The sequence below is a fragment of the Capnocytophaga sp. oral taxon 336 str. F0502 genome (genome assembly GCF_000411575.1).
Classification (GTDB): Bacteria; Bacteroidota; Bacteroidia; order Flavobacteriales; family Flavobacteriaceae; genus Capnocytophaga; species Capnocytophaga ochracea.
Genome location: NZ_KE150488.1, coordinates 306254 through 331953, shown reverse-complemented (window position 1 = coordinate 331953; position 25700 = coordinate 306254). Strand labels below are relative to the sequence as shown.

Below are 25700 nucleotides of genomic sequence, written 5' to 3'. Positions count from 1 at the left end.
GTCAGGTGTCAGGCACAAACTCTTACCTCTTAACTTTTAACTAAGATGAAAGGAAAACAAAGAACTTTATTAAACAGTATTGGCAAGCTGGCCTTGCTACTACTTTTTAGCTTGCTTTCTACCGCCCTTTCTGCCCAAAACAAAAAGATTAGCGGAAAGGTAATCGATGAAAAACACCAGCCCGTGCTGGGGGCATCGGTGGTGGTGAAAGGCACTACTAAGGGTACTACTACCGATTTCGATGGGAATTTCACAATAGAAGTACCTGCTAAAGCCACGCTATCAGTTTCGTTTATAGGGTATCACACCCAAAATGTAGCGGTAGGCAACCAAAACCAACTCACTATCGTGCTCAAAGAAGAACAAGAGCAGCTAGACGAAGTGGTGGTGGTAGGTTATGGTACCGTCCGCAAGAAAGACCTTACGGGGGCTGTCTCTTCAGTGTCTAACAAAGCCCTCAAGGAGAAACCTATTGCTAACGCTGGGGAAGCACTCCAAGGGCGTGCTGCTGGGGTGCAAGTAACCTCGGCGGGAAAACCTGGTGACAACGTGTCGTTTCGCATTCGCGGTATCAGCACAATTAACAACAGCGAACCGCTACTCGTTATTGATGGGGTACCTACCGACCTCGGTATCAACGCGCTCAACGTAGATGATATAGAAAATATCGATGTGCTGAAAGATGCTTCGGCAACAGCGATTTACGGTTCTCGTGGTGCCAATGGGGTGGTGCTCATCACTACCAAAAAAGGAAAAAATGGCGACGGCAAACTATCGTTCAGCACCAATGTAGCCCTTCAACAAGCTACCAACTTACCCGTGATGCTCAACGCGCGCGAGTTTGCTTCTTTTCACAACGAAATGATTGCCAACTACAACCGCACCCCTGGGGTGAGTCCGCTTACACAACGCCCTGATTTTGCCAATCCTGAGGACTGGGGGGAAGGCACCAACTGGCTCAAAGCGCTTTTCCGTCCTGCTTTTATGCGCAACTATTCGCTTTCATACTCAGGCGGTAACGACAAGAGCAATTACTACGTATCAGGAGGTGTGTTCGACCAAGATGGGATTATCCTCAACACTTCTTACCGCCGTTATACAGTGCAGTTCAATGGCGAGTCGCGCGTAAAACCGTGGATTAAGTTTGGCAACAACCTCACCCTCAGCCACGACGAAAAGAAATCTGGCGACTACAACATCCGTATGGCGATGGCTTCTTTGCCTACACAACCTATTTACAATGAAGACGGTAGCTACTCAGGTCCTGATTCGCCTGCTCACCAGTACAGCGATATCCGCAACGTGATAGGTACTGCCCTTATCAACGGACAAAACACTACCAAAGGCTATAACATTTTGGGGAATATTTTTGCCGAAATTACTCCTGTGAAACATTTGGTATTCAAAACCACTGGAGGGCTCGATTTTAAATATTGGGACAACCGCAGTTTCTCCCCTAAATACAACTGGAAACCAATACCTAATCCGCTCTCTAACCTCTACCAAGATGCTAACAAGAGCACTACCCTCCTTTGGGATAACACACTCACTTATACCAATACTTTTGCCCAAAAGCACTTCCTCAATGTGATGGTGGGCACCAGTGCGCAAAACAACGTGTATAGCAAAATCAACGCGAGTGTGAGCAACTTCTTGAGCGACCAGCAAAACCAACTCAGCAAAGGCTTGGAAAACCCTACGGTAGGTGGCACAATGAACGATTGGGCTATCCTCTCTTTCATCGGGCGACTCAACTATACCTATGCCGATAAGTACTTGCTCACTGCTACGGTGCGTCGCGATGGTTCTTCGCGTTTCTCCAAAGAAAACCGCTGGGGTACTTTCCCTTCTTTCTCATTGGCGTGGCGTGCTTCAAATGAATCTTTCTTCCCTAAAAACGACTATGTAAACGATGTGAAATTGCGCGTGGGTTACGGTATGACTGGTAACCAAGGCGGTATTGATAACTATGCTTATTTCACCAAATTGCGCACAGGGCAATATGTATTCAACAACAATTTGGTTTCTACTCTCTATCCTCACGTGATGCCTAACCCTAATGTGAAATGGGAAACGGTAGAGCAATTCAACGGGGGTATTGACCTTGCACTACTCAAAAACCGCTTGAATCTCACTTTCGATGCTTATATCAAAAACACCAGTGATATGTTGGTGCCAATGGCGGTATCGGTAAGTTCTGGTTATTCGGATATCAACGTGCCGAGCATCAATGCTGGTAAAGTGGAAAACAAAGGGGTAGAGCTCACGGTGTCATCAGTGAATGTGAATAAAAAAGATTTCCAATGGAATACTGATGTAAACGTATCGTTCAACCGCAACAAAATTGTGAAGATGAACGATGGGGTGCCTTTGTTCACTGGTTTTGAAGCGTTCCTCACCAAATTGCAAATCCTCTCCGAGGGGCACCCTGTAAATTCTTTCTATGGCTATGTAATGAATGGACTTTTCAAAAACCAAGCTGAGGTAGACAACTATGCTACCCAAGTGGAAAACGGTACCGCCCCTGGTGATGTGAAGTTCCGCGACCTCAACAACGACGGGGTCATCAATGCCGAAGACCGTACTTATATCGGTAATCCATTCCCTGAATGGACGTTCTCTATGAACAACAACTTCAACTACAAAAACATCGATTTACAAATATTTTTACAAGGCGTAGCAGGCAACGATATCTACAATGCTAATCGTATATGGCAAGAGGGAATGTCGGTGCCACAAAACCAAATTGCCAAAGTAAAAGACCGTTGGACTGGCGAGGGCACTAGCAATAGCATTCCGCGTGCTATCTATGGCGACCCCAACCAAAATGCGCGTCACTCTACCCGCTTTGTAGAAGACGGTTCGTATTTGCGCATCAAAAACGTAACTTTGGGGTATACACTTCCTAAAGAGGTTACTCAAAAATTCCACACCGATATGTTGCGCATATATCTGTCTTGCCAAAATCTCTATACGTTCACCAAATACAGCGGTATGGATCCCGAAGTAGGCACTGGTGGCGTTGATGGCGGTACTTACCCTGTAACCCGCACAGTTAGCTTTGGATTAAACGTGCAGTTTTAATAACCCCCGTTCCCCCGAAGGGGGACAATCTGAAGAAGTGAGTATTTAATTCTTACTTATTATCTTTGGAGATTGTTTCCTTCTCTTTGAAAAGTCCGCGAAAGCGGAGTATGTGGGAAACGGGTGATAGCAATAAAAACACAATTATAAACCATAAAACAATTTTACCCCTATGCAGCCTTTGTGGCTTGCCCCCCTCTCCTTGGGAGAGGGGGAACGGGGATGAGGATCAATACTATGAAAAAGATATTATACATCACCCTATTAGCATTTCCGCTCTTCACGGCTTGTTCTAAGTTTTTGGACAAGACCCCTTATGAAGATTCAAGTGCTGAAAACATAAGCGATGCGGCATCGGCAATTGCCCTTACCAATTCGGCTTATAAACCCTTGCAACGCTCTAACCTCTACAATATGCGCCTCTGGACGCTCGACATCGTAGCAGGCAACAGCATCGTAGGCGCTGGAGGTGGTAACGACGGACTCGAAACTATCACTCTTTCCAACTTCAACGCAACTGCCGATAACCCTTTGGCGCTCGAAATATGGCGCGGTTGTAACCCTGGTATTCTCTATTGCAATACAGCTCTAAAGGCTTTGCCTTCTGCCAATATCCCTGAGGATATCAAAAACCGCTGTATCGGTGAAGCCAAATTCCTCCGCGCGCACTACTATTTCCTTTTGGTGCAACTCTTTGGCGATGTGCCTCTTCAGCTCGACCCTAAAGAGAGTTTGACTAACAAAACGCCTTTCCGTCAAAGCAAAATGAAGATATACAACGAGGTGATTATCCCCGACCTCAGAGAGGCTTTCAACCTATTGCCCACACGCGAGCAATATAGCAATGCCGATAAAGGTCGCGCAACCAAAGGTGCTGCAGCGGGTATGCTTGCCAAAGTATACCTCACTTTGGGCAGATATAGCGAAGCTCTTGAAATGTGCAACGCTGTCGAAAACCTCGGTTATACCCTTAATCCTGATTATTCCGATTGTTTTGGCGCTGCCGAACGCAACAAAAACACTGCCGAGTCTATCTTTGAAATTCAGTATTACGGACTTACCAAAGACGATTTCTGGGGCGAAGAAAACCAAGCCTCTTGGCTCAGTACCTTTATGGGTCCTCGCAACAGCGGTTGGGTAGGTGGTGCTTATGGGTGGAATCAGCCTACACAAGAGTTTGTAGACCAATACGAGGCGGGCGACCTCCGCAAAGATAAGACGATTCTCTACGAGGGTTGTCCTAATTTTGAAGGAAATGTATACCGCGCTTCAATGTCTAACACGGGCTACAATGTGCGCAAGTTTTTAGTGCCACTAAGTCAGTCTCCCGATTTCAATACCAACCCTGCCAACTTTGTAGCGCTCCGCTTTGCTGATGTACTCCTAATGAAAGCGGAAGCCCTTAACGAATTGGGTCGCACCACCGAAGCCGAAGTGCCTTTGTACAAAGTGCGCACCCGCGCAGGGCTTACCAGTCGCGCCGATATAGAGAACCTCACCCAAGCGCAAATGCGTGAGAAAATACGTCACGAACGCCGTATAGAACTCGCTTTTGAAGGACATCGCTGGTTTGATATGATTCGCTGGGACAACGGTCAGTATGCACTCAATTTCTTGCACTCCATAGGTAAAACCAACGCCCGCGAGAAACACCTGCTCTTGCCCGTCCCTCAAAAAGACCGCGACGCCAACCCCAACCTCACCCAAAACCCTGGTTGGTAGTGCGAGCCGCACAGGCAATTAAAACAAATTACTTAATTAACAAATAAAAACAATTTCACCCTTGTCACTTTTGCGGCTTCCCTCCCCCTCGCCTTCGGAGAGGGGGAGAACAGAGGGGGTGAGGACACAAACTAATATGAAACCATACTATCTAATATTAACCCTCTTACTGCTCCTTATGGGATGTAAAAAAGAGGACTATATGGAGCTCTTCAAAGAGGAAAAACCCTTTGAATTGAAAGCTCCTAAAGAAAATGTCGCCTTAGATGCTGCCAACCCCGAACAAGAAGCGATCAAGTTCACTTGGACGGCGGCTTCCAATCACGGCACCAATGCCGCTATCACCTATACCTTCCAAATGGATGTGCAAGGCAACAACTTTGCGGGAGGTATCAGCGAGAATGTAGGTCGTGAAGCCTATGAGAGAGTGTATAAAAACGAGGAACTCAACAACCTCTTGCTCAATACTTTCAAGGTTGCGGCAGACACCGAAGTTACGATGGAAGTACGCATCATTGCTCAAGTAGCCTCTGGCGAGGGAATGAAACAACATACCAATGTGAAGACGGTGGTTTTCAAAACGCATACCCCTATCAGTAATACGTTGTATATCATCGGTAGTGCCGCTCCTCACGGTTGGAGTGCCGATCAAGCCGAAGAGATGAAACCCGTTGAGGGTACTCCTAAAGCCTTTGCGTGGTCAGGACGATTGTCTGCTGGCGAAATCAAGTTCATCACTACCAAAGGTCAGTTTATACCATCGTATGGCAAAGGCAGTAATAATAGTGAGTTGCACTTCCGCAAAACCGATGCCGATACGAGCGATGAGAAATTTACAATTGCCGAAAGTGGTGTCTATACCGTGAAAGTGAACCTTATCAACCTCACCATAAGCATCACCAAGGGCGAAGCGCCTGAATATACCGAGTTGTGGTTCGTAGGTGAACCTACCGGTTGGAGCTTTAAGAAAATGACCATAGACCCTGCCGACCCATTTGTGTTCCACTACAACGCCGATTTAGGCAATGGGGGTGAGTTCAAAATAGGCACTAAAGAAGGCGATTGGTTAGCAGTTTTCTTCCGTCCTAAAGAAAATAATACTGCTGAGGGTAGCGACCTCCCTGTGAAGAAATGGGCAGGCGACCCCGATAACAAATGGAAAATTGCAGCAGGTACTTACAAGATTACGCTCAACACCCGTACGATGAAGATTGACATTGTGCCTTTCACTCCTTATACAGGAATGTATATGATTGGTAGCGCTACCGATGCTGGTTGGGATATCAACAATCCTATTGCAATGACTGTCGATAACAGCAATCCTAATGTCTTTACGTGGGAAGGCGACTTGAAAGCGGGCGAACTCAAATTCTCTTGCGACAAGAAAAGCGATTGGGGTGGCGACTGGTTCTTGGCTGCTAAAGCTGATAAAGCTCCCGCCGGTGTGGAAGAACCGATGATTTTCAGCGCCCACGGCTCTAACCCCGATAACAAGTGGAAAATCAGCGAGGCGGGCACCTACAAAATCTCCCTCAACCAACTTACCCAAAAGGTGATAATCAAAAAGCAATAGTCCCCTCCCCAGCCCTCCCCCAAGGGGAGGGAGTTTAAGAGAGTTCAAGAACAAAACATCTTTATACGTGTTAAACAACCCTCCTTTCCGTTCGCATCTGCGGATTGCCCCTCTCTCCTTGGGAGAGAGGGAACGGGAGAGAGGCATAATCATTAATTGAAAATGAAAGTTTTATATACTTTATTCTTCGCCACTACGCTCAGCCTCTTCTCTTGCGAGAAGAACGATACGCCGAGCAATAACCCTATTACTTATGGCGAAACTTATTTGAAAATAGATATCAGCACCGATAAGGCGGTCTATACCCCTGGTAGCACGGTGCACTTCACCTTGGCGAGTATGCCTTCTGGTTCCTACAAAGTGCGCTACTCTCACTTAGGCGAAATCATTAAAGAAGAACCTCTTACCTCCACCTCTTGGCAATGGGTAACCCCTGCCGATGACTATCGAGGTTATTTGGTGGAAATCTACCAAGAAGCAGGCGGTAAACAAAATACTTATGGCAGTATCGCTGTGGATGTATCTTCCGATTGGACAAAATTCCCTCGCTACGGCTTCTTGTCCTCTTACGGCAAAAACGAACCTATCGAGAAGAATATCAACTTTATGAATCGCTGTCACATCAATGGCATCCAGTTCTACGATTGGATGTACGACCATCACAAACCGCTGGCTGGCACCTCTCAAAACCCTGCTAATGAGTGGCCAGACCTCTTCAAACGTCCCACTTTCCTATCTACCGTACGTGGCTATATCAGTGCTGCTCATAGCAAGGGTATGAAAGCGATGTTCTACAATTTGGCTTTTGGGGCGCTCAAAAATGCGGAAGCCGATGGTGTTTCCAAAGAGTGGTTTCTCTACAAAGATAACCAGCACAAAGAGAAAGATGCACACCTATTAGGCGACTTTGCTCGCAGTAGTATCTACCTCACCAACCCTGGTAATGCGCACTGGCAAAACTACTTAGCAGGACGTAACAGCGATGTCTATGCCGTTTTTGGTTTCGATGGCTATCATATCGACCAACTCGGAGGGCGTGGCACGGTATACGATTACAATGGCAATAGTGTAGACCTCTTGCCTCAGTACGCTTCGTTTATCAATGCGATGAAAAGCGCACACCCTGATAAACGCCTTGTGATGAACGCGGTAGGGCAATACGGTCAAACCGAAATTGCAGGTACCAATAAAGTGGATTTTCTTTATACCGAAGTATGGGACGAAAAAACCTACGACCAATTGGCAAAAATTATCCTCGACAACTACAATCGTAGCAACAACCAACTCAAAACCGTGTTGGCTGCCTATATGGATTATGAAAAATCTAAAAATGCAGGTTTTGTAAACGAACCTGGCGTATTGCTCGCCAATGCCGTGATTTTTGCTTTTGGAGGGGCTCATTTAGAGATAGGCGAACACTACCTCGCTAATGAGTATTTCCCTAACAAAAACCTTCAAATGAAAGCCGACCTCAAAAAAGCGCTCATCACCTACTACGATTTCTTGGTAGCTTACCAAAACCTCTTGCGCGATGGCGGTAGCTATACCTCAACGCAGGTAACTGCCGAAAATGCTACAATAGTAGCTTGGCCTGCTGCAAAGGATAAAGTGGCGGCTCTCACCAAAACCGTGAACGGCAAGGATATAGTGCATCTTATCAATTTCAACGGGGTAACCTCTATGGACTGGCGTGATACCAACGGTACTCAAAAGAAACCTACTACAGTAACCGATCTTAAAACTACCGTTGCTGTAACCGCACAACCCAAAAAAGTGTGGTTCGCCAGCCCCGACCTCTTTGGCGGTGCTCCTCGTGCCGTAGAATTTACCTATAACAACAACCAAATTACCTTCACCCTCCCCTCCCTCAGCTATTGGGATATGGTGGTGATAGAGTATTAATGAAAAAATTAGCAGATTAGCAAATGAGAAAATTTGCTAATTTGCTAATTAATAAATTTGCTAATTTATGAGATTTCTTACTTTCATAACAATAACTATCCTCTCCTGTGCTACAGCAGTAGCGCAGGAGTTATTTTCGCCTAACAAAGCACTGAAACTCTCTTTTTCGCTCAACGCGGAAGGCACTCCTACCTATTCGCTTTTTTACAAGGGAAAAGAAGTGGTTAAACCGAGTAGATTAGGTATTGAACTATTTAGCTCCAATGAAGTGAAATTTGGCGCTGAAATCACCAAAAAAGAGGGAGCAAACACCTCTCTCTACCATAACTTTGAAGTGGTGAATACTCAAAATACAACCGTTGATGAAACTTGGCAACCCGTATGGGGCGAAAGCCAAAACATTCGCAACCACTACAACGAACTATTGGTGAGCCTCAAACAGAAGGATACCCACCGAGAAATGAACCTGCGTTTTAGACTGTTTGACGACGGCTTAGGCTTCCGCTATGAGTTCCCCGAACAAAAGCAAATGCCTTACTTTGTGATTAAAGAAGAACGCTCCGAGTTTGCAATGACGGGTGATCACCGAGCGTGGTGGATACCCGGCGATTACGATACCCAAGAGTACGACTATCAGCAGTCACGCCTCTCCGAAATACGCGCTATCAACCAAAAAGGACGTCAGGCGAATTTAGCACAAACAGGCTTTTCAGATACGGGCGTACAAACCGCTTTAATGCTCAAAACTGACGATGGTTTGTACATCAACCTGCACGAGGCTGCTTTGGTGAACTACGGAGCGATGCATCTCAATCTCAACGATAAGACCTTCGTGTTCCAATCGTGGATTACCCCCGATGCCAACGGTGCCAAAGGTTATATGCAAACCCCTGCCCAAACACCTTGGCGCACGGTAATTGTTAGCAACGATGCCCGCGATATTTTAGCTTCGGATATCACCCTCAACCTCAACGAACCTTGCGCTTTGGCTGATACTTCGTGGATTCACCCGATGAAGTACGTAGGAGTATGGTGGGAAATGATTACCGGTATGAAAGAATGGTCGTATACTTACGATGTACCCAGTGTGCATATCGGTAAAACCGATTACACTACCCTCAAACCCCACGGCAAGCACGGGGCTACTACCGAAAATGTGAAGAAATACATCGACTTTGCCGCCGAAAATGGTTTTGATGGCGTACTTGTAGAAGGTTGGAACATAGGATGGGAAGATTGGTTTGGACATTCCAAAGATTTGGTATTCGACTTCCAAACACCTTACCCCGATTTTGATATCGAAGCTATTCACCAATACGCCAAAAGCAAGGGAATTAAGATGATTATGCACCACGAAACCTCCTCGTCTATCCGCAACTACGAGCGTTTTATGGATAAAGCCTATCAGCTGATGAACAAATACGAATACCCTGCCGTAAAAAGCGGTTATGTAGGGAATATCATTCCGCGAGGCGAAAACCATTACAGTCAGTGGGTGAACAATCACTACCTTTATGCTATTAAAAAAGCTGCCGACTACCGCATTATGCTGAATGCTCACGAGGCTGTGCGCCCTACGGGTTTGTGTCGTACCTATCCTAACCTCATAGGCAACGAATCGGCGCGCGGAGGTGAGTACCAAGCCTTTGGCGGAAGCAAGCCCAATCACGTGTGCGTGTTGCCCTTCACCCGACTTATTGGCGGACCAATGGACTATACCCCTGGGGTGTTTGAAATGGACATCAGCAAGAACAATCCTAACAATCATTCACACTGCAATGCTACTTTGGCAAACCAATTGGCATTGTATGTAACGATGAGCAGTCCGCTGCAAATGGCATCTGACCTTCCAGAGAACTACCGCCGTTTTCCCGATGCGTTTCAGTTTATCAAAGAGGTTGCCCTCGATTGGAGCGAAAGCCACTATTTAGAAGCCGAACCAGGGGCTTATATCACTGTGGCGCGCAAAGCCAAAGGCACTCGCAATTGGTTTGTAGGCAATACAGCTGGCAAGGATTTTACCTCCAAGATTCATTTCAGTTTCTTAGAACCCAAAACTACTTATGTAGCCACTATCTACGCCGATGCCAAAGATGCCAACTATCAAACCAATCCCCAAGCCTATACCATTCAAAAAGTATTGGTAACCAACAAGAGCAAACTCACCCTGCACTCAGTAGCAGGCGGGGGTTATGCCATTAGCTTGTACCCCCTCACCGATAAGACACAAGCCAAAGGATTAAAAAAACGATAGCAATTACAGTAATAATAGTGAAATAGAAATCTGTCCGAAAAGTTTTGTTTTGTGAAGGCGATTTGCAAATCGCCCCTACAATGTAACTAAAAGCAATTGATTATCATAATCAACTTTGCCAAAGGTGTGAGCCACACAGGCAAAAACTTTGACAAAGTATAGCGATGCAAATGTGATTTTGAGACTTTTCGGACAATCTATTTATTTTTTGTAACCACCAAAACAAATTTGCTATTTTGCTAATTTTTCTTACTTTTGCCTCTGAAAATTAATGTTTGAAAATGAAGTACAAAAGCCTTATCATAACCCTCCTACTACTCCCCTACTGTGCTTTGGCTCAAATGGGGCAAAATCAAAAGCTCATTCACAACCTCACTGCACTTATCAAACAAAAAGATAAATACACCCAGCAGAAAGAACGCAAAATAAAGGAAGCTATCGACTTGTTACGAGTACCCAAAGCCTCTGCTGAGCAACGTTATGCTATCAACCAACGCCTCTTCGACGAGTTTAAAACTTATATCTCCGACTCGGCGGTGTACTACGTGAAAGAGAATATCCGCATTGCTGAAGAACTCCAAAAACCCGACCTCCAAAACGATTCCCGCCTTTCCCTTGCCTCTCTGTACATCATTTTGGGCAACTACTTAGATGCTGCCGACCTGCTCAGGGCTATTGATAAAGAGCAACTGCAAAAACCTCAGCTCATTCAGTACTACAACTGCTATCTCAACCTCTACAACAACTACGCTTTCAACAACCCCGATGCCAAAACCTATATCGCCAAAAGCAATGCCTACCGCGACCTCCTCCTCAATTTAGTAGATAAGAATTCCACTCACTATATCCTCCTCTATGCGGGCGTGCTCACCGATGCCGGTTGTTACGACGAAGCCGAAAAACTCCTCCTCGGCCGCTTCGCCCTAATGCACACCGATGAACACGAAAAAGCCGTATTAGGCTATGTGCTCGGCACGCTCTACAAAAAGAAAAAGAATGTCCCTAAACAAATAGAATACTTTGCTATTTCGGCGAGTTGCGACATCAAAGATGCTATTAAAGAAAACGCCTCAATGCTCGAACTTGCCTCAGCGCTCTTTCAATTAGGCGAAGTAGAGAACGCTTACACTTGCATCAAATCGGCGATGGAAGACGCTACTTTTTGCAATGCTCAACTGCGTTCCGATGAGGTGATGAAGATTTTCCCTATCATCGAAAAAGCCTATCAGGAACGCATTCACAGTCAGAATACCAAATTGCGTAACGCCTTACTGTTAGTAGGGTTGTTTGCCGTTTTCCTCATCATTGCCGTAGTATTGGTTACCCGCCAAATGAAGCGCATTGCCAAAATACGCAAGAAACTCTACCTCAAAAACCAAGATTTAGAGCAACTCAACGAACACCTGCGCGAGGTAGTAACCCAACTCAACGAAAGCAACGAGGTAAAAGAAGCCTATATAGGCGAGTTTTTCAACTTGTGCTCGGTGTACATCAGCAAATTAGAAAAATATCAAAAAATGCTCACCAAAAAGGCAAAAGACCGCAATTGGGACGAACTCAACAAAGTACTCCGCTCTACCGAGATGATAGAGCAAGAGCTGAAAGAGTTCTACAAGCTGTTTGACGATATTTTCTTGCATCTATTCCCACACTTTATCACCGAGTTCAACGCTCTATTAGCCGAAGACGAGCGTTTTGCCCCCAAACCTCACGAAATGACCCCCGAGTTGCGCATCTTTGCCCTTATCCGCTTAGGCATCACCGATAGCTCTAAAATAGCCACTTTCTTGCACTATTCCACCAATACGATTTACAACTATCGCACCCGTGTGCGCAACAAAGCTATCGTACCGAGAGAAACTTTTGAAGAAATGGTAATGAAAATAGGCAAGAAATAACACAAAAAATAAGCTACTTTATTGCTAATCATTTCTTTTTTTGTACCTTTGTGGCGATAAAATAAAAACAACCAAATACAATTAGTATAAAGAATGAAAAAAATAGTAGTAACTGGCGGGTTGGGCTTTATTGGCTCTCATACCGTTGTAGAATTACAAAACGCAGGCTTTGATGTGGTTATCATTGATAACCTTTCCAATGCCCAAGAAAATGTAAAAGACCACATTGCGAAAATTACAGGTAAAATGCCGGTGTTCGAGAAATTTGACCTGCGTGATAAAGCTGATGTACAAGATTTCTTCAAGCGTCATCGCGATGTACAAGGGGTGATTCACTTTGCTGCCTCTAAAGCGGTAGGTGAGAGCGTGGAGAAACCACTTTTGTATTACGAAAATAACCTTACCAGCCTTGTATACCTCTTGCAAGAACTGAGCAAGTTGCCTAAAGCACACTTCATTTTCAGTTCGTCTTGCACCGTGTACGGTCAGGCAGATGAGTTGCCTATTACTGAGAATGCTCCTGTGAAAAAAGCCGAATCACCTTATGGTAATACCAAACAAATCAGTGAGGAGATTATCAGCGATACTTGCAAGGTTACTCCTTCGCTCAACGCGATTGCCTTGCGCTACTTTAATCCTATTGGGGCACACCCTTCAGCTGAAATAGGCGAACTGCCCTTAGGCGTACCTCAAAACTTAGTGCCTTATATCACCCAAACGGCTATAGGTTTGCGTGAGAAACTCTCGGTTTTTGGTGGCGACTACCCTACCCCCGATGGCACTTGCATTCGCGATTATATTCACGTAGTAGATTTGGCGAAAGCTCACGTGATTGCCCTCCAACGCCTATTAGAAAGCAAGAATACTGAAAACTACGAGGTTTTCAATATAGGAACAGGTAAAGGTAGTACTGTTTTGGAAGTAATCCAAAGCTTTGAACGGGTATCGGGCAAGAAATTGAACTACCAAATTGTAGGTAGACGTGCTGGTGATATCACCGCTGCTTATGCTAACACTGATAAGGCTAATAACGTACTCGGTTGGAAAGCCCAAAGCTCTTTGGACGATGCGATGCGCTCGGCTTGGCAATGGGAACAGAAGGTACGAGGTAGGTCGGTGCGAGCCGCACAGGCAGGGGAAAAATTAGCAAATTAGGGAATTAGGTGTGAGCCACACGGGCAGTCGTAACACGACAGGTAGTAATGGAGTTCTCGGACGATTCGGACTTGTCGGACGGAAGTAAGACGAGATAGAAGGCTTTATTGGGAAGAGTTAAGGAGATAGAAAGATATCGGAGAGATTCGGAAGGGAGAAATTAGGTGAAAGGTAAAAGATGAGCTGTAAGATGGGTGGGGTTAGCTTATAGAGAGCTTATAGGAAGCTTATACGAATCTTGGACGATTGGTATAGGAAGGGTACACAAGTGATTGACTCATAGTATAATACAGCGATGCAAAAAATGGTAAAAAGAGGGTTTCGAGGCGAAAGAAAGAGAATCCTCACCCCGTCCCTCTCCCAAGGAGAGGGGGAATGTAGTGACGGAAAGGTAGTACGAACTACATAGGCAGGTATGAGGTTGTAGCACGACAGGCGATTTATTATTAACTTTGCCAAAATTTGAAACTTTGGCAAAGTGTTATGACGTATAGGCACTAGGGGATAACATCTCTTTATTCACTTACTTGGCTATCGCGGACAACCTTTTAAAAGGGGAATGTGGTGACGAGAAGGTGAAGGGAAAAAGATAAAAAAGTAAATAACAATTTTTGGATTAAGAAAGGGAAGGGACTGACTGAGGAAACTCAGATAGTCCCTTTACCGCTCATTATATGATTAGATTATGAACGAGCTTTTAAACGATTTTTCTAATACACACTTCATAGGAGAACTCTCCCTTGGGGTGGTGTGCTTCCGCTTGCTTTTAGCAATAGTCTTTGGCGGATTGGTAGGCTTCGAACGTGAACGCAAGCACAAGCCCGCTGGCTTTCGCACGTATATACTTGTGTGCTTTGGCTCTGCGGTAGTTTCGATGATTCAAGACCAATTACGCATTAGTCTTATTGACTTTAACGCACATTTCCCTGAACTGGCAGCTCTTTTCAAAAGCGATTTAGGGCGTTTGGGCGCGCAGGTGATTAGCGGGATAGGCTTTTTGGGAGCTGGTAGCATTATTAAAGAACGCGGAGAAAGTATTGCGGGAATGACTACCGCAGCGGGTATCTGGGCTACGGGTTGCGTAGGCTTGGGTATTGGCTGGGGTTTTTACAATATTGCTGTGGTGGCTATTGCTTTTATGCTTATTATTATGATATTCCTCAAAAGAGTGGAATCACAGCTCATTAAGAGAAATTTTGTAGGAGTTTTTCAAGTTACTTATGAGGAAGAAGAACTAAATGTGGCTGAAACTATAGAAATCTGCTCGGCTATCTTCCGACGCAAGTCAATGAGTATAACAAAAGTAGAAAAGGACGTCGAAAATCACACGCTTACCTTTACGATTGCTACCGCTGATGTTTTGAGTATAGGCAGTGTGGTGAGTTTGCTTTCGGCTAAAGAAGGGATTGCGGCAGTTTCGCAAATACAGTAAGAGCGCATCGGTATGTACGATTTTATTATTATAGGCGGAGGCTTAGCAGGTGTTACTTTTGCTAACTTTTTGGAAAAACACGGCAAGAGCTTTTGTTTGATAGCCGACCGCTCACAAGTAGCTAGTTTGATTGCGGGAGGAGTGTATAATCCGGTAGTTTTAAAGCGATTTACTCCCATATGGCGAGCTGAAGAGGTAATGAGTATGATTGAGCCGTTCTATACGGAAATAGAGGCTAAAACGGGTGTTTCTTTTCATATATCAATGCCTGTGCTCCGAAAGTTTGCTTCGGTAGAAGAACAAAACAACTGGTTCACTGCTGCTGACCAACCTTTGCTTTCGGGTTACCTCAGCACTACATTAGTACCCGAAACCAATCCCGCAGTACCAGCTCCTTTTCTTTTTGGAGAAGTAATGCGTACGGGGAGAGTGGAAGTGAAGAAGTACTTATCGGAATGCCTCAGGCATTGGCAGGAAGAAGGAGTTTATCACGCTAAGACTTTCGATTATGAAGCACTTGAGATTTGCGATACACACGTGGTATATCAGGGAGTGGAAGCCCACAACATCGTGTTTTGTGAGGGATGTGGCATTAGTAAAAATCCTTATTTCAATTCTTTGCCAATGCGTCCTTGTAAAGGTGAAACTCTTACCTTTTACGCTCCCGATTTACAGTTGCACACTATCCTAAAAAGTGATGGTAGTATCATTCCGTTAGGAGGAGATACTTATATTATGGGAGCAACTTATGACCCCGAAGACCTTACAGATACCATTACAGAGAGAGCTCGCAAAGAACTATTAGAGAAACTGCGCAAGATGGTGCGTTGTTCTTTTGAAATTATCTCACACCAAGCGGCTTTACGCCCCACGGTAGCTGATAGGAGACCTTTAATAGGAAGCCACCCATTGTATCCTCATCTTTGGGTGCTCAACGGTTTAGGAACAAGGGGAGTGCTCAATGCTCCCTTCTGTGCTAAGATACTTTATGAAGCGGTGTACGAAGAGAAAGAGATTCCTAAAGAGATGAACATAGTGCGTTTCGCTAAACGACTTAGAAGATAAAAAATAGGGAAGAGTTGTGTTCTGCAACTCTTCCCTATTTTTTCTTAATACTTAACCTTTTTAAAGGTCTTTCCCAATGTCTTTTCGCCAGTAAGCACCTTCAAACTGTATCTTACTGATATTGTCGTAAGAGCGTTGTAAGGCTTCTTTGAAATCATCGCCAAGCGAAGTAATGGCGAGTACGCGACCACCAGCGATGAGGAGTTTGCCGTCCTTCAAAGCAGTGCCTGCGTGATATACAGTGCTACCAACAGCTTTTTCTGTGCCTGTAATCTCTTTTCCTTTCTCATAATCCTCAGGATATCCACCCGATACCATTACCACCGTAGTAGCACTCTGTGGGGTTACTTTCAGCTCTTGTGAAGCCAAAGTGCCGTTGTAAAGAGATTGAAAAAGCGGAATGAGGTCGCTTTCTATACGTGGCAATACGGCTTCGGTTTCGGGGTCTCCCATACGCACATTGTATTCTATCACGTAAGGCTCGCCGTCTACTTTTATGAGTCCGATAAACACAAAACCTTTATATACGATACCTTCCTTGTGCAATCCTGTAATAGTAGGTTTTACGATGCGCTCTTCAATCTTCTGCATAAAGGCTTCATCGGCGAAAGGTACCGGCGAAACGGCACCCATACCGCCAGTGTTGAGCCCTGTATCACCTTCGCCTATGCGCTTATAGTCTTTGGCGGTAGGCAATATCTTATAGTCTACTCCATCGGTGAGGACAAAGCAACTGAGCTCAATACCGTTAAGGAATTCTTCAATCACCACCTTAGTACTTGCTTTCCCAAATTTTTCGTTGATGAGCATACGGCGCAATTCGGCTTGGGCTTCTGTTAAGTTATCTAAGATAACAACTCCTTTACCGGCAGCCAAACCATCAGCTTTCAGTACATAAGGGGCTTTCATCGCACTGAGGAAAGCACAACCTTCTTCCACTGTATCCTTAGTAAAGCTCGCATATTTAGCTGTGGGAATATGGTGACGTACCATAAACTCTTTAGCAAACTCCTTACTACCTTCAAGGGTAGCACCTTGCTGTGAGGGACCTATCACTTGCACGTGAGCAAGGGCAGGGTCGGCAGTAAAGAAATCGTACACTCCTTGCACTAAGGGGTCTTCGGGACCTACCACTACCATTGCAATCTGTTTTTCGAGTACAAAGGCTTTCAGCGCTGGGAAGTCGGTAGGGCTCATAGCCACATTGGTAGCTACGGTGTGGGTACCCCCATTACCAGGGGCAATATACAAGGCGTCGCATAGCGGACTTTGGTGTAGTTTTACGGCAAAGGCGTGTTCGCGACCGCCAGAGCCTAAGATAAGTATATTCATTTTTTTAATTTGCTGCGAGCCACACAGGCATATAATCTATCTATTTACTAATTTTCTCATTTGCTAATCTTACAATACGGTATGGGTTGCATTTTGTGTTGGTTAGCACGGTTGAGGCGGGTATATATCTCGAATACTTCACGCTCTCTACCCCTAAATTCCTCTGCTTTTTTGCCTTGCTCAGTTTGGAGCATTGCCCATTCAAGCTCATCATAAGAGGCTTTGAGCTGGTCTTCATCGCTGCGGTCGTCGCCAAAAAGCCCGTCGGAAGGTTTTGCTTTGAGAATGCTTTTTGGGATATGCAGATACTCACCGAGTTTGTACACTTCACTCTTCATCAGGTCGGCTATGGGGCTGATGTCTACCCCACCGTCGCCGTATTTGGTAAAGAACCCTACTCCAAAATCTTCAATCTTATTGCCCGTGCCTACTAATATATAGCCTTCGAGTCCTGCAAAATAGTAAAGGGTCGTCATTCTTAGGCGTGCACGAGTGTTGGCAAGTGCCATTTCGTAAGTAGATTTATCGGTAGGGGGTATTTCTGTCACAAATTGGTCGAATACAGGAGTGAGGTCTACCCTCAGATTGTTCACATTAAGATAATGTGCTTTGAGAAACTCTATATGCTCCTCAGCGCGGCTCACGTGGCTTTCAGCTTGGTGAATGGGCATTTCGAGGCAGAGAGTAGGTAAACCTGTACGCGCACAAAGGGTAGAGACTACTGCCGAGTCTATCCCGCCCGATACGCCTATCACTAAACCCTTTACACGAGCGTTCTCGGCGTAGGTCTTTATCCAATTAATTATTTGAGAAGCTATATTTTCCATTATATTGAAGTGTTTAACTCTTATGGCGACAAAAATACTACATAATTACCAAATCAGCAAATTTATCATTCACCATTAGAAAAGCCTTTCGTCCAAAAGACTCAAATACTCTTTCTCGGTAACAATTACGTGGTCTAAGAGTTTGATGTCTAACATATCACCTGCTGTTTTTACTCTCTGGGTGAGTTCGATATCTTCCTTGCTGGGGGTGGTGTTACCCGAAGGGTGGTTGTGCACTAATATCAACGCAATAGCTCCTTGCTCCAACGCTGTTTTGAAGAGCAGTCGCACGTCTACGGTAGTCTGGGTAATCCCTCCTGAAAAAAGTCGTGCTTTGTGTATCATACGATTGGTGCTATTGAGGTAGAGTACCCAAAATTCCTCGTGGGGCAACTCGCCTATGAGAGGTTGCATTAGGGTAAAAACGTTATGAGCTACCTCTATTTTGGGCTGTGGTTCGGGGGTTTCAGCAGCGCGTCGTCTGCCCATTTCGGTAGCAGCGAGAATGGTAATCGCTTTTGCCTGCCCAATACCTTTGAAGGCTTGTAGTTGTTGCAAACTCTGTTTGCCCAAAGCCGTCAAGCTATTATTCACCGAAGCCAAAATGCGCCTACTCAGCTCCACAGCACTCTCATCCGCCGACCCCGAGCCTAATAGTATCGCCAAAAGCTCGGCATTACTAAGGGCTGTTTTCCCTTGAGCCATCATCTTCTCACGAGGCTTATCGGTATCTTCCCAGTTTTTGATAGTCATAATTTAGTTAGGGGTTTAAGGTTGTTTTAATAATACTCTATGATTCTCTTTTTTGTAGTTGTGAGTTTGCCATCTTCGTATTCTTTGACTACAATAGCACTGCCTTGGGTATCGTATTCATACTGGTAAGTGGTAGTAACAATAAGACCAGTAAAATATTTCTGCTCACGCTTTTCTAAATAGCCCTTGCTGTTGTAAGTATATGTAGAAGTTAAAAAAAGCTCATCTTTACTACCTGAGTAAAAGGCTCCTTTAATGACTTGTCCTTTTTTGTTATAGGTTAGTACATTTTTCTGTTTATTTCCGTCCTTGTGTTCAATATTTATTTCAGTCTTTAGATTGGTATGGTCATAAGTGTAGTTCATTACAATCTTTTCGTCATCTTTTTTAAAAACATCTGTTCGGGTAAGCTCTAAGCCTTCTGGGTTTAGCTTACTTATGCTTTGGTATAGGATATCTCCATCGCTGTTGTAAGCGGTTGTTTTCACTTCGTCAGCAGAGCGAGTAACATATATATTTCTGGGCGTCTGTTCAGCCTCGTTATCATCAGGAGGGGTTAAGTGAACCGCTTCAGTATAATAGCCTTTTTCATCAAAAGTATACAATACTGAATCAGAGGCTTTGGTTTTCTCTTCAAAATAAACTCTATCAACATTGCCGTAGTAATAGGTTAGTTCGAGCATTTGTTTTACTTTGCCGTGCAATTGGTTTTCTTCTAAATCTGTAGAAGGTTTAATGTGTGTTTTACAGCCTACAAAGGCTATTAAAATCATTGAGATAATTACTGTTCTTCTCATAAGGGTTAGTTTTTAGTTATTAGAGAGTATTGGATAAACTTCGGGTATATTGTTCATTTCTTGATATTTCTTGTTGTTACTCACATACCCAGCTGCACCAACTCCCTCGCTTTACCTGAGACCTGAAACCTGTTACTTGTTACCTATTACCTGATAACTTATTCGCCAGCCAGCTCACATAAAACAGCTGAAAGCTGTGATAAAGCATTATCGGCAAGAGGAACATCACTTTGTTATCGTCGGGAATACCCAATACCATCATAAATAAACTCCCGTGTACTAACGATTTCTTCGAGCCACAAAAAGTAGTAGTAATTGTATCTTCGCGGTTAAAGTGCAAACGGTGCGACGCCCATTGCAAGAGATAGTATACAATGAAAAACATACCCACCACTGCTACTGCGATAATCGCAAAAGTAATCGGTGGGACACTGCCAAATATACGGTTTACAAAAGCGGTCGAAAAGCTCTCGTAGACAATCAGCAGGATAATAAGCCTATCAAACTTGCCTATCAGTTTGCCGTAACGCTCTATAAACTTCTTGCACAGCCGATTAAGCAAGAGCCCTAATACTATCGGCAACAGTACTTTTAATAATAATTGCTGTATAATTGCTACTTGGTCTACTGCCCCACCACTATTGTTTTCCATAAAAGGGTGCATTAGCATAGGGGTAGCAAAAATACCTATGAGCCCCGAGATAGAAGCGTTAAAAATCGCTGAGGGCACGTTCCCTTTTGCGATAGACACCATCACTACCGATGACGATACGGTAGACGGCAAGCAAGCCAAAAAGTATATCGAAAGCCACAACACGTAGAATTCTGTGCTCTGTGCTATCTTGTAAAAAGGCATTACCAAGAGCGGAAACAGCACAAAGGTAGCTATTTGTACCAGCAAGTGTAGCTTCCAGTTCTTAACGTCATTCAGCACTTCTCGCAAGTTCAGTTTGAGTCCGTAGAGCAGGAAGATAATCACAATCCCCCAATCGATAAAGGTTCCTAAATTAAAGTAAGCGTTATAGCCTTCTCGATAAGGAATAAGGTAGCCCATAAGTACCATTAGTACCAAGAGCCACAAGAATGCGTTTTTAACAAAAAATTTGTGTAAGTTTGTCATTTGCTTTCGTTTTAACTATTGTTTTAGTTCCCGTAAAAAACTGATATTTAAATATTTATATACCTTTTCTATACCCATCTTCCAAGATTCGTATAAGCTTCCTATAAGCTTTCTATAAGCTAAGACCACTCTTCCTGTACCCTTCCAAGTATTCTGAACCGTTTCGTTTCTTTTCGTCTCCATCTCCCAATCTGTTAATTTCCTAATTCTCTAATTTTCTCATTTGCTAATTTTCTCACTTTCCCCGCATTTATCAACTATTAAAGCTACTGCTCCGTCACCCGTTACATTACAAGCCGTGCCAAAGCTATCCATCGCTATATAAAGTGCAATCATTAGTCCCTGTTGCGCCTCATTAAAACCAAGAATACTGTTCAGCACCCCCAAAGCAGCCATAATAGCCCCTCCCGGCACCCCAGGAGCAGCAATCATCACCACCCCCAGCATCATTATAAAACCAGCAAACAGCGAAAAGTCATAAGGCATTCCTTGAAGCATCATCAGGGCAAGCGCACAAGCCGTAATCTTCATCGTACTGCCCGAAAGATGAATCGTAGCACAAAGCGGAATCACAAATCCCGCTATCCGTTGCGAAATGCCTAATTTCAGTGCCTGCCTCAACGTTACAGGAATGGTAGCAGCCGACGATTGTGTACCCAAAGCCGTCGCATAAGCCGGTAGCATCGTAGCCAGTGCCTTAAAAGGATTCTTCCCTGCAATACTTCCCGCAATCAGGTATTGGATAATGAGCAAAGCAATGTGCATCAAAAAAAGAACCAAAATCAGTTTAAAGAATACCTTCATTATTGCCATTACCTGTCCGTTAAAGGTAATTTCAGCAAAAATACACATAATATAAATAGGCAATATCGGTATAATAGCCCTAACGATAAGCCATTTCACAATATCGCCAAACTCTTTAATCACCTCTGTAAGTTTCGATTCTTCTCTAAACGACAACCCAATCCCGATGATAAAAGAAAACAGCAAAGCACTCATCACATCAGCCAAAGGAGGCATCTCAATAGTAAAATAAGGAGGCAAACTCTTTCCTTTATCTACAATGGCACCCAATTGTTCCCCCTGCAATAGCGAAGGAAAAAGAGATTCGCCCACCAAGTAAGTAGAAAAACCCGAGAAAAGCGTAAAAGCATACGCAATTCCTATGGTAATAAGCAGTAACCTACCTGCATTTTTACCCAAATCACTAATCGAAGGCATAATAAGCCCTATCAAAATCAGCGGTATTGCAAACTTTAAAAAGTTGCTAAACAACACCTGAAAAGTAATAAGAATGCGGTACAACCATTCAGGTGCATAATAGCCCAACGCTATCCCAAACAGGATACCACAAACCACCTTAAACAAAAGATTATTAAAAATATTTTTCATTTTCTAGATATTAAAATTATGCTTAAAATAAACCTACTACAACTATCAGCCTCGTACGACTCACACTGCCTGTCGTGCTACGACTCGTGCTACGACTTCTGCAGATACTCCCATTTCTTTTGTAGAAAATAATCGGCATATTCACTGTAATCACTCGTTTCATAAAAAGAAAGCAAAGCCTTACGGTACGTATTGATATCCTCTAAGCGAGTCGTATGAATCGGTACGATATCGTCGTTCATCAGCACAATACTCTCAACCAAGCGCGAAGTGCGCTTATTGCCGTCAATAAAAGGTTGCAAGCGCGCAATATTGCAATGCAAAAACACCGCTTTCTCTAAAGGATTTTCTATTTCAGCCTGTTCCTCCATTATCTGGTCTAAGGCTTTTTCAATAAGGTGCTCCCCAGCAGGAGGTGTGTAATCCGTTCCAGTAATTCGCACAGCGCGTTTGCGGATAATACCCCTCTCGCGGTTATCTATCAAATCAGCAATCAAGCGAGAGTGTAGCTCAAAAAGCAATCGTTTGTTAATCTCTTCGGTATTCCCTTTTTTGATATACTCTACTTCCGAAATAAAAGTGTTGTAAAGATTTTTGAGCATTTTAGCCTCTTCATAGCGCTTGGGTGAAGTAATACCATCTTTTAAGAGCGTTTCCGTCTCCACAAAAGTATAAGTATTGCCTTCTATCTTCCCAGAGTAAAACGACCATATCACCGCCAAGTCTTGTATTTCCGAAGAATATAAGTCACTTAGGGGTGAAAAATGGTTATGCTCCAAAATACGAGCTGCCAACACTTGCTGTTCTGTTGTAAAGATGTGTTTCATTAAACTTTTAGGTTTTACGTGGCAAATGTACGATATTTTGCCTTCTTTCAGCAAAAGAACTCGTGAAATTCACTAAAAAGAAGAAAGTATAAAACCTATATATATTGATAATCAATATTATAAATAAGCACAATTAAATATTTTTCTAAAAAGAATTGCGAATATTTTTTTACAGAAAAATATAAAGATAACTTATCAATTTACCAATTTTGAAGACTATGTAATGATTTGAAAAAAAATCTAAAAATATTAAAGAATAATTGAAAAGAATAAAAGATGTAGCTTGTCGCACTTAACGAAATAAACAATTTAAAGCTTCTATCTGCTCTTCAAAAACCTCTTTGCTCAGTAATTTTTGTTTGTACAAATATCCTAAAAAACTAATTCCTTGGTTCAAAATCTTTACCGCCTGTAAGGACTCTCCCATATGCTGATACATACAAGCCAAATTCTCACACGAAAAAGTGTATATTTCTACAAACGGAATCTTTAGCTTTTCACATCTATCAGCGTGAGTTGCTAATACTTCTGCCCTATAAAAAGCCTCTCGACTATGCGAAAGCGCTTCCATATACGCCTCTTGCATAAATTCTTCTGTTGAAAGATCCATAAGCTCCTGCCAGTAACTCTCGATATGACACATACAGTAATCACTCATAATATTTTAATTTTAAAAGATATAACCATTGAAAGCGCAAAGGTAAAAATATTTTTTAGATAAGCCTAAAAATATATGATTAATTTTTTTATTAGAGTGTTTGCAAACACTCTAATAAAAAAATTATTTGTTAGTTAATATTGACAATCAGCAATTTTTAAAATAAGAAACAAAAAAAATCTTCACTTTTATTTGCCTTTTTTAAAAAAGTCCCTACATTTGCACAATATTTAGGTTTCTGCCCATAGGTCTCATATTTCAGACCTCAGCTTCTAAAACCATAACACCTACAACCTATGGCTTAATGCCTATGGTCTAAACAACTAAAAATAAAAAAGAATGTTACAAAAAGGAAAAGTAGCACAAGTAATTGGACCTGTGGTCGATGTAGAGTTCGCTTCTGATAATGAACTCCCACGCATTTATGATTCCTTGGAAATCACAAGACCCGACGGTACCAAACTCATATTAGAAGTACAATCGCATATAGGCGAAGACGTGGTGCGCGCCATTTCTATGGACTCCACCGAAGGACTTAGCCGCGACACCGAAGTGATTGCCACAGGCAGTCCTATCAAAATGCCCGTAGGGCACGATATCTACGGTCGCCTCTTCAACGTAATTGGTGACGGGGTCGACGGACTCGGCAACCTGCCCAAAGACGGCGACAACGGCTTGCCTATTCACCGCGAAGCTCCCAAGTTCGAAGAACTCTCCACCACTACCGAAGTACTCTTCACCGGTATTAAAGTCATCGACCTTATCGAACCTTATGCCAAAGGAGGTAAAATCGGTCTCTTTGGCGGTGCGGGTGTAGGTAAAACGGTGCTCATTCAAGAATTGATTAATAACATCGCCAAAGGACACGGCGGTCTATCAGTATTCGCTGGGGTAGGCGAACGCACCCGTGAAGGAAACGACCTGCTACGCGAGATGCTCGAATCGGGCATTATCAAATATGGCGAAGGCTTTATGGAATCGATGGAAAAAGGCGGTTGGGATTTGAGTAAAGTAGACCGCAAGGCACTTAAAGAATCAAAAGCTACCTTCGTTTTTGGACAAATGAACGAACCTCCTGGAGCACGTGCGCGTGTAGCCCTCTCAGGACTCACTATTGCCGAGTACTTCCGCGATGGTGCTGGCGAAGGTCACGGTAAAGACGTGCTTTTCTTCGTCGATAATATCTTCCGTTTCACCCAAGCAGGTTCTGAGGTATCCGCCCTTTTAGGACGTATGCCATCAGCGGTGGGTTACCAACCTACGTTGGCTACCGAAATGGGTGCGATGCAAGAGCGCATCACCTCTACCAAGCACGGTTCTATCACCTCAGTACAAGCGGTATATGTACCTGCCGACGACCTTACTGACCCCGCTCCGGCAACTACCTTTGCCCACCTCGATGCGACCACCGTATTATCGCGTAAAATCGCCGAGCTCGGTATCTACCCTGCGGTAGACCCTCTCGATTCTACTTCGCGTATCCTTACCCCCGAAATTTTGGGTAAAGAGCACTACGAGTGCGCACAACGCGTGAAAGAGCTCTTACAACGTTACAAACAATTGCAAGACATTATCGCTATCCTCGGTATGGAAGAGCTTTCAGAAGACGATAAAGTAGCCGTTGCTCGTGCACGTCGCGTACAGCGTTTCTTGTCACAGCCTTTCCACGTAGCCGAGCAGTTTACAGGCTTACCAGGAGCTTATGTAGATATCAAAGATACTATCAAAGGCTTTAATATGATTCTCGACGGCGAACTCGACCACCTTCCAGAAGCTGCCTTCAACCTTAAAGGTACCATCGAAGAAGTAATCGAAGCAGGTGAAAAAATGCTTGCCGAAGCACAAGCTAGTTAATAAGAAAATTAGCTAATGTTAAATAACAACAAAAAAGCCCGTATGGCTCGCACTT

The 25700-nt window shown here is 43.8% G+C and carries 18 protein-coding genes; 10 read left to right on the top strand and 8 right to left on the bottom strand.

Annotated features, from left to right (window positions below):
- Positions 1-45 precede the first annotated feature (45 nt).
- The 9 genes from HMPREF1528_RS01545 (at position 46) to HMPREF1528_RS01505 (ending at position 16085) form a co-directional block, all read left to right on the top strand.
- Positions 46-3084, top strand: coding sequence for a SusC/RagA family TonB-linked outer membrane protein (locus HMPREF1528_RS01545; protein WP_016478351.1), 3039 nt, complete (start codon positions 46-48; stop codon positions 3082-3084).
- A gap of 237 nt (positions 3085-3321) precedes the next feature.
- A complete protein-coding gene (locus HMPREF1528_RS01540; RefSeq protein WP_016478350.1) occupies positions 3322-4806 on the top strand; it encodes a RagB/SusD family nutrient uptake outer membrane protein in 1485 nt (494 codons plus the stop codon).
- 136 nt (positions 4807-4942) lie between these two features.
- Positions 4943-6379, top strand: a complete 1437-nt coding sequence (locus HMPREF1528_RS01535) for a SusF/SusE family outer membrane protein (RefSeq protein WP_034567755.1) — start codon at positions 4943-4945, stop codon at positions 6377-6379.
- Positions 6380-6541: 162 nt separating this feature from the next.
- Positions 6542-8281 carry a glycoside hydrolase family 66 protein gene (locus tag HMPREF1528_RS01530; RefSeq protein WP_016478348.1) on the top strand — a complete coding sequence of 580 codons (1740 nt, stop codon included), beginning with the start codon at positions 6542-6544 and terminating at the stop codon, positions 8279-8281.
- Between the two features lie 67 nt (positions 8282-8348).
- Entirely contained in the window at positions 8349-10535 is a 2187-nt protein-coding gene (locus tag HMPREF1528_RS01525; protein WP_016478347.1) for a glycoside hydrolase family 97 protein, read from the top strand.
- A gap of 281 nt (positions 10536-10816) precedes the next feature.
- Complete coding sequence (locus HMPREF1528_RS01520) at positions 10817-12433, top strand: DUF6377 domain-containing protein (RefSeq protein ID WP_016478346.1); 1617 nt, start codon at positions 10817-10819, stop codon at positions 12431-12433.
- Between the two features lie 93 nt (positions 12434-12526).
- Positions 12527-13588 (top strand): UDP-glucose 4-epimerase GalE, encoded by a 1062-nt coding sequence (gene galE / locus HMPREF1528_RS01515; RefSeq protein ID WP_016478345.1) that lies wholly within the window; start codon positions 12527-12529, stop codon positions 13586-13588.
- Positions 13589-14273: 685 nt separating this feature from the next.
- Positions 14274-15020 (top strand): MgtC/SapB family protein, encoded by a 747-nt coding sequence (locus HMPREF1528_RS01510; RefSeq protein ID WP_016478344.1) that lies wholly within the window; start codon positions 14274-14276, stop codon positions 15018-15020.
- A 12-nt stretch (positions 15021-15032) separates the two neighbouring features.
- Entirely contained in the window at positions 15033-16085 is a 1053-nt protein-coding gene (locus HMPREF1528_RS01505) for an NAD(P)/FAD-dependent oxidoreductase (RefSeq protein WP_016478343.1), read from the top strand.
- A gap of 60 nt (positions 16086-16145) precedes the next feature.
- Here HMPREF1528_RS01505 and purD read toward each other — a convergent pair whose 3' ends face one another.
- The 8 genes from purD to HMPREF1528_RS01465 all read right to left on the bottom strand — a co-directional run bounded on the left by purD (position 16146) and on the right by HMPREF1528_RS01465 (position 23791).
- A complete protein-coding gene (gene purD, locus HMPREF1528_RS01500) occupies positions 16146-17417 on the bottom strand; it encodes a phosphoribosylamine--glycine ligase (RefSeq protein WP_016478342.1) in 1272 nt (423 codons plus the stop codon).
- A gap of 56 nt (positions 17418-17473) precedes the next feature.
- A complete protein-coding gene (gene nadE, locus HMPREF1528_RS01495) occupies positions 17474-18244 on the bottom strand; it encodes an NAD(+) synthase (RefSeq protein WP_016478341.1) in 771 nt (256 codons plus the stop codon).
- A 75-nt stretch (positions 18245-18319) separates the two neighbouring features.
- The gene (gene radC, locus HMPREF1528_RS01490) at positions 18320-18997 is read right to left on the bottom strand and encodes a RadC family protein (protein ID WP_009411437.1); all 678 of its coding nucleotides are present in this window, start codon (positions 18995-18997) and stop codon (positions 18320-18322) included.
- A 26-nt stretch (positions 18998-19023) separates the two neighbouring features.
- Positions 19024-19794 carry a hypothetical protein gene (locus tag HMPREF1528_RS01485; RefSeq protein WP_016478340.1) on the bottom strand — a complete coding sequence of 257 codons (771 nt, stop codon included), beginning with the start codon at positions 19792-19794 and terminating at the stop codon, positions 19024-19026.
- A 139-nt stretch (positions 19795-19933) separates the two neighbouring features.
- On the bottom strand, positions 19934-20914 hold the full coding sequence (locus HMPREF1528_RS01480) for a bile acid:sodium symporter family protein (RefSeq protein WP_016478339.1): 981 nt from the start codon (positions 20912-20914) through the stop codon (positions 19934-19936).
- A gap of 219 nt (positions 20915-21133) precedes the next feature.
- Positions 21134-22306: a dicarboxylate/amino acid:cation symporter gene (locus tag HMPREF1528_RS01475; RefSeq protein WP_016478337.1), complete on the bottom strand. Its 1173-nt coding sequence runs from the start codon at positions 22304-22306 to the stop codon at positions 21134-21136.
- 89 nt (positions 22307-22395) lie between these two features.
- The gene (locus HMPREF1528_RS01470) at positions 22396-23133 is read right to left on the bottom strand and encodes a Fic family protein (RefSeq protein ID WP_016478336.1); all 738 of its coding nucleotides are present in this window, start codon (positions 23131-23133) and stop codon (positions 22396-22398) included.
- A gap of 292 nt (positions 23134-23425) precedes the next feature.
- The gene (locus tag HMPREF1528_RS01465) at positions 23426-23791 is read right to left on the bottom strand and encodes a hypothetical protein (RefSeq protein ID WP_016478335.1); all 366 of its coding nucleotides are present in this window, start codon (positions 23789-23791) and stop codon (positions 23426-23428) included.
- Between the two features lie 339 nt (positions 23792-24130).
- Between HMPREF1528_RS01465 and atpD the strand changes: the two genes are divergently transcribed.
- Complete coding sequence (gene atpD, locus HMPREF1528_RS01460) at positions 24131-25645, top strand: F0F1 ATP synthase subunit beta (RefSeq protein ID WP_002674457.1); 1515 nt, start codon at positions 24131-24133, stop codon at positions 25643-25645.
- Positions 25646-25700: the final 55 nt, after the last annotated feature.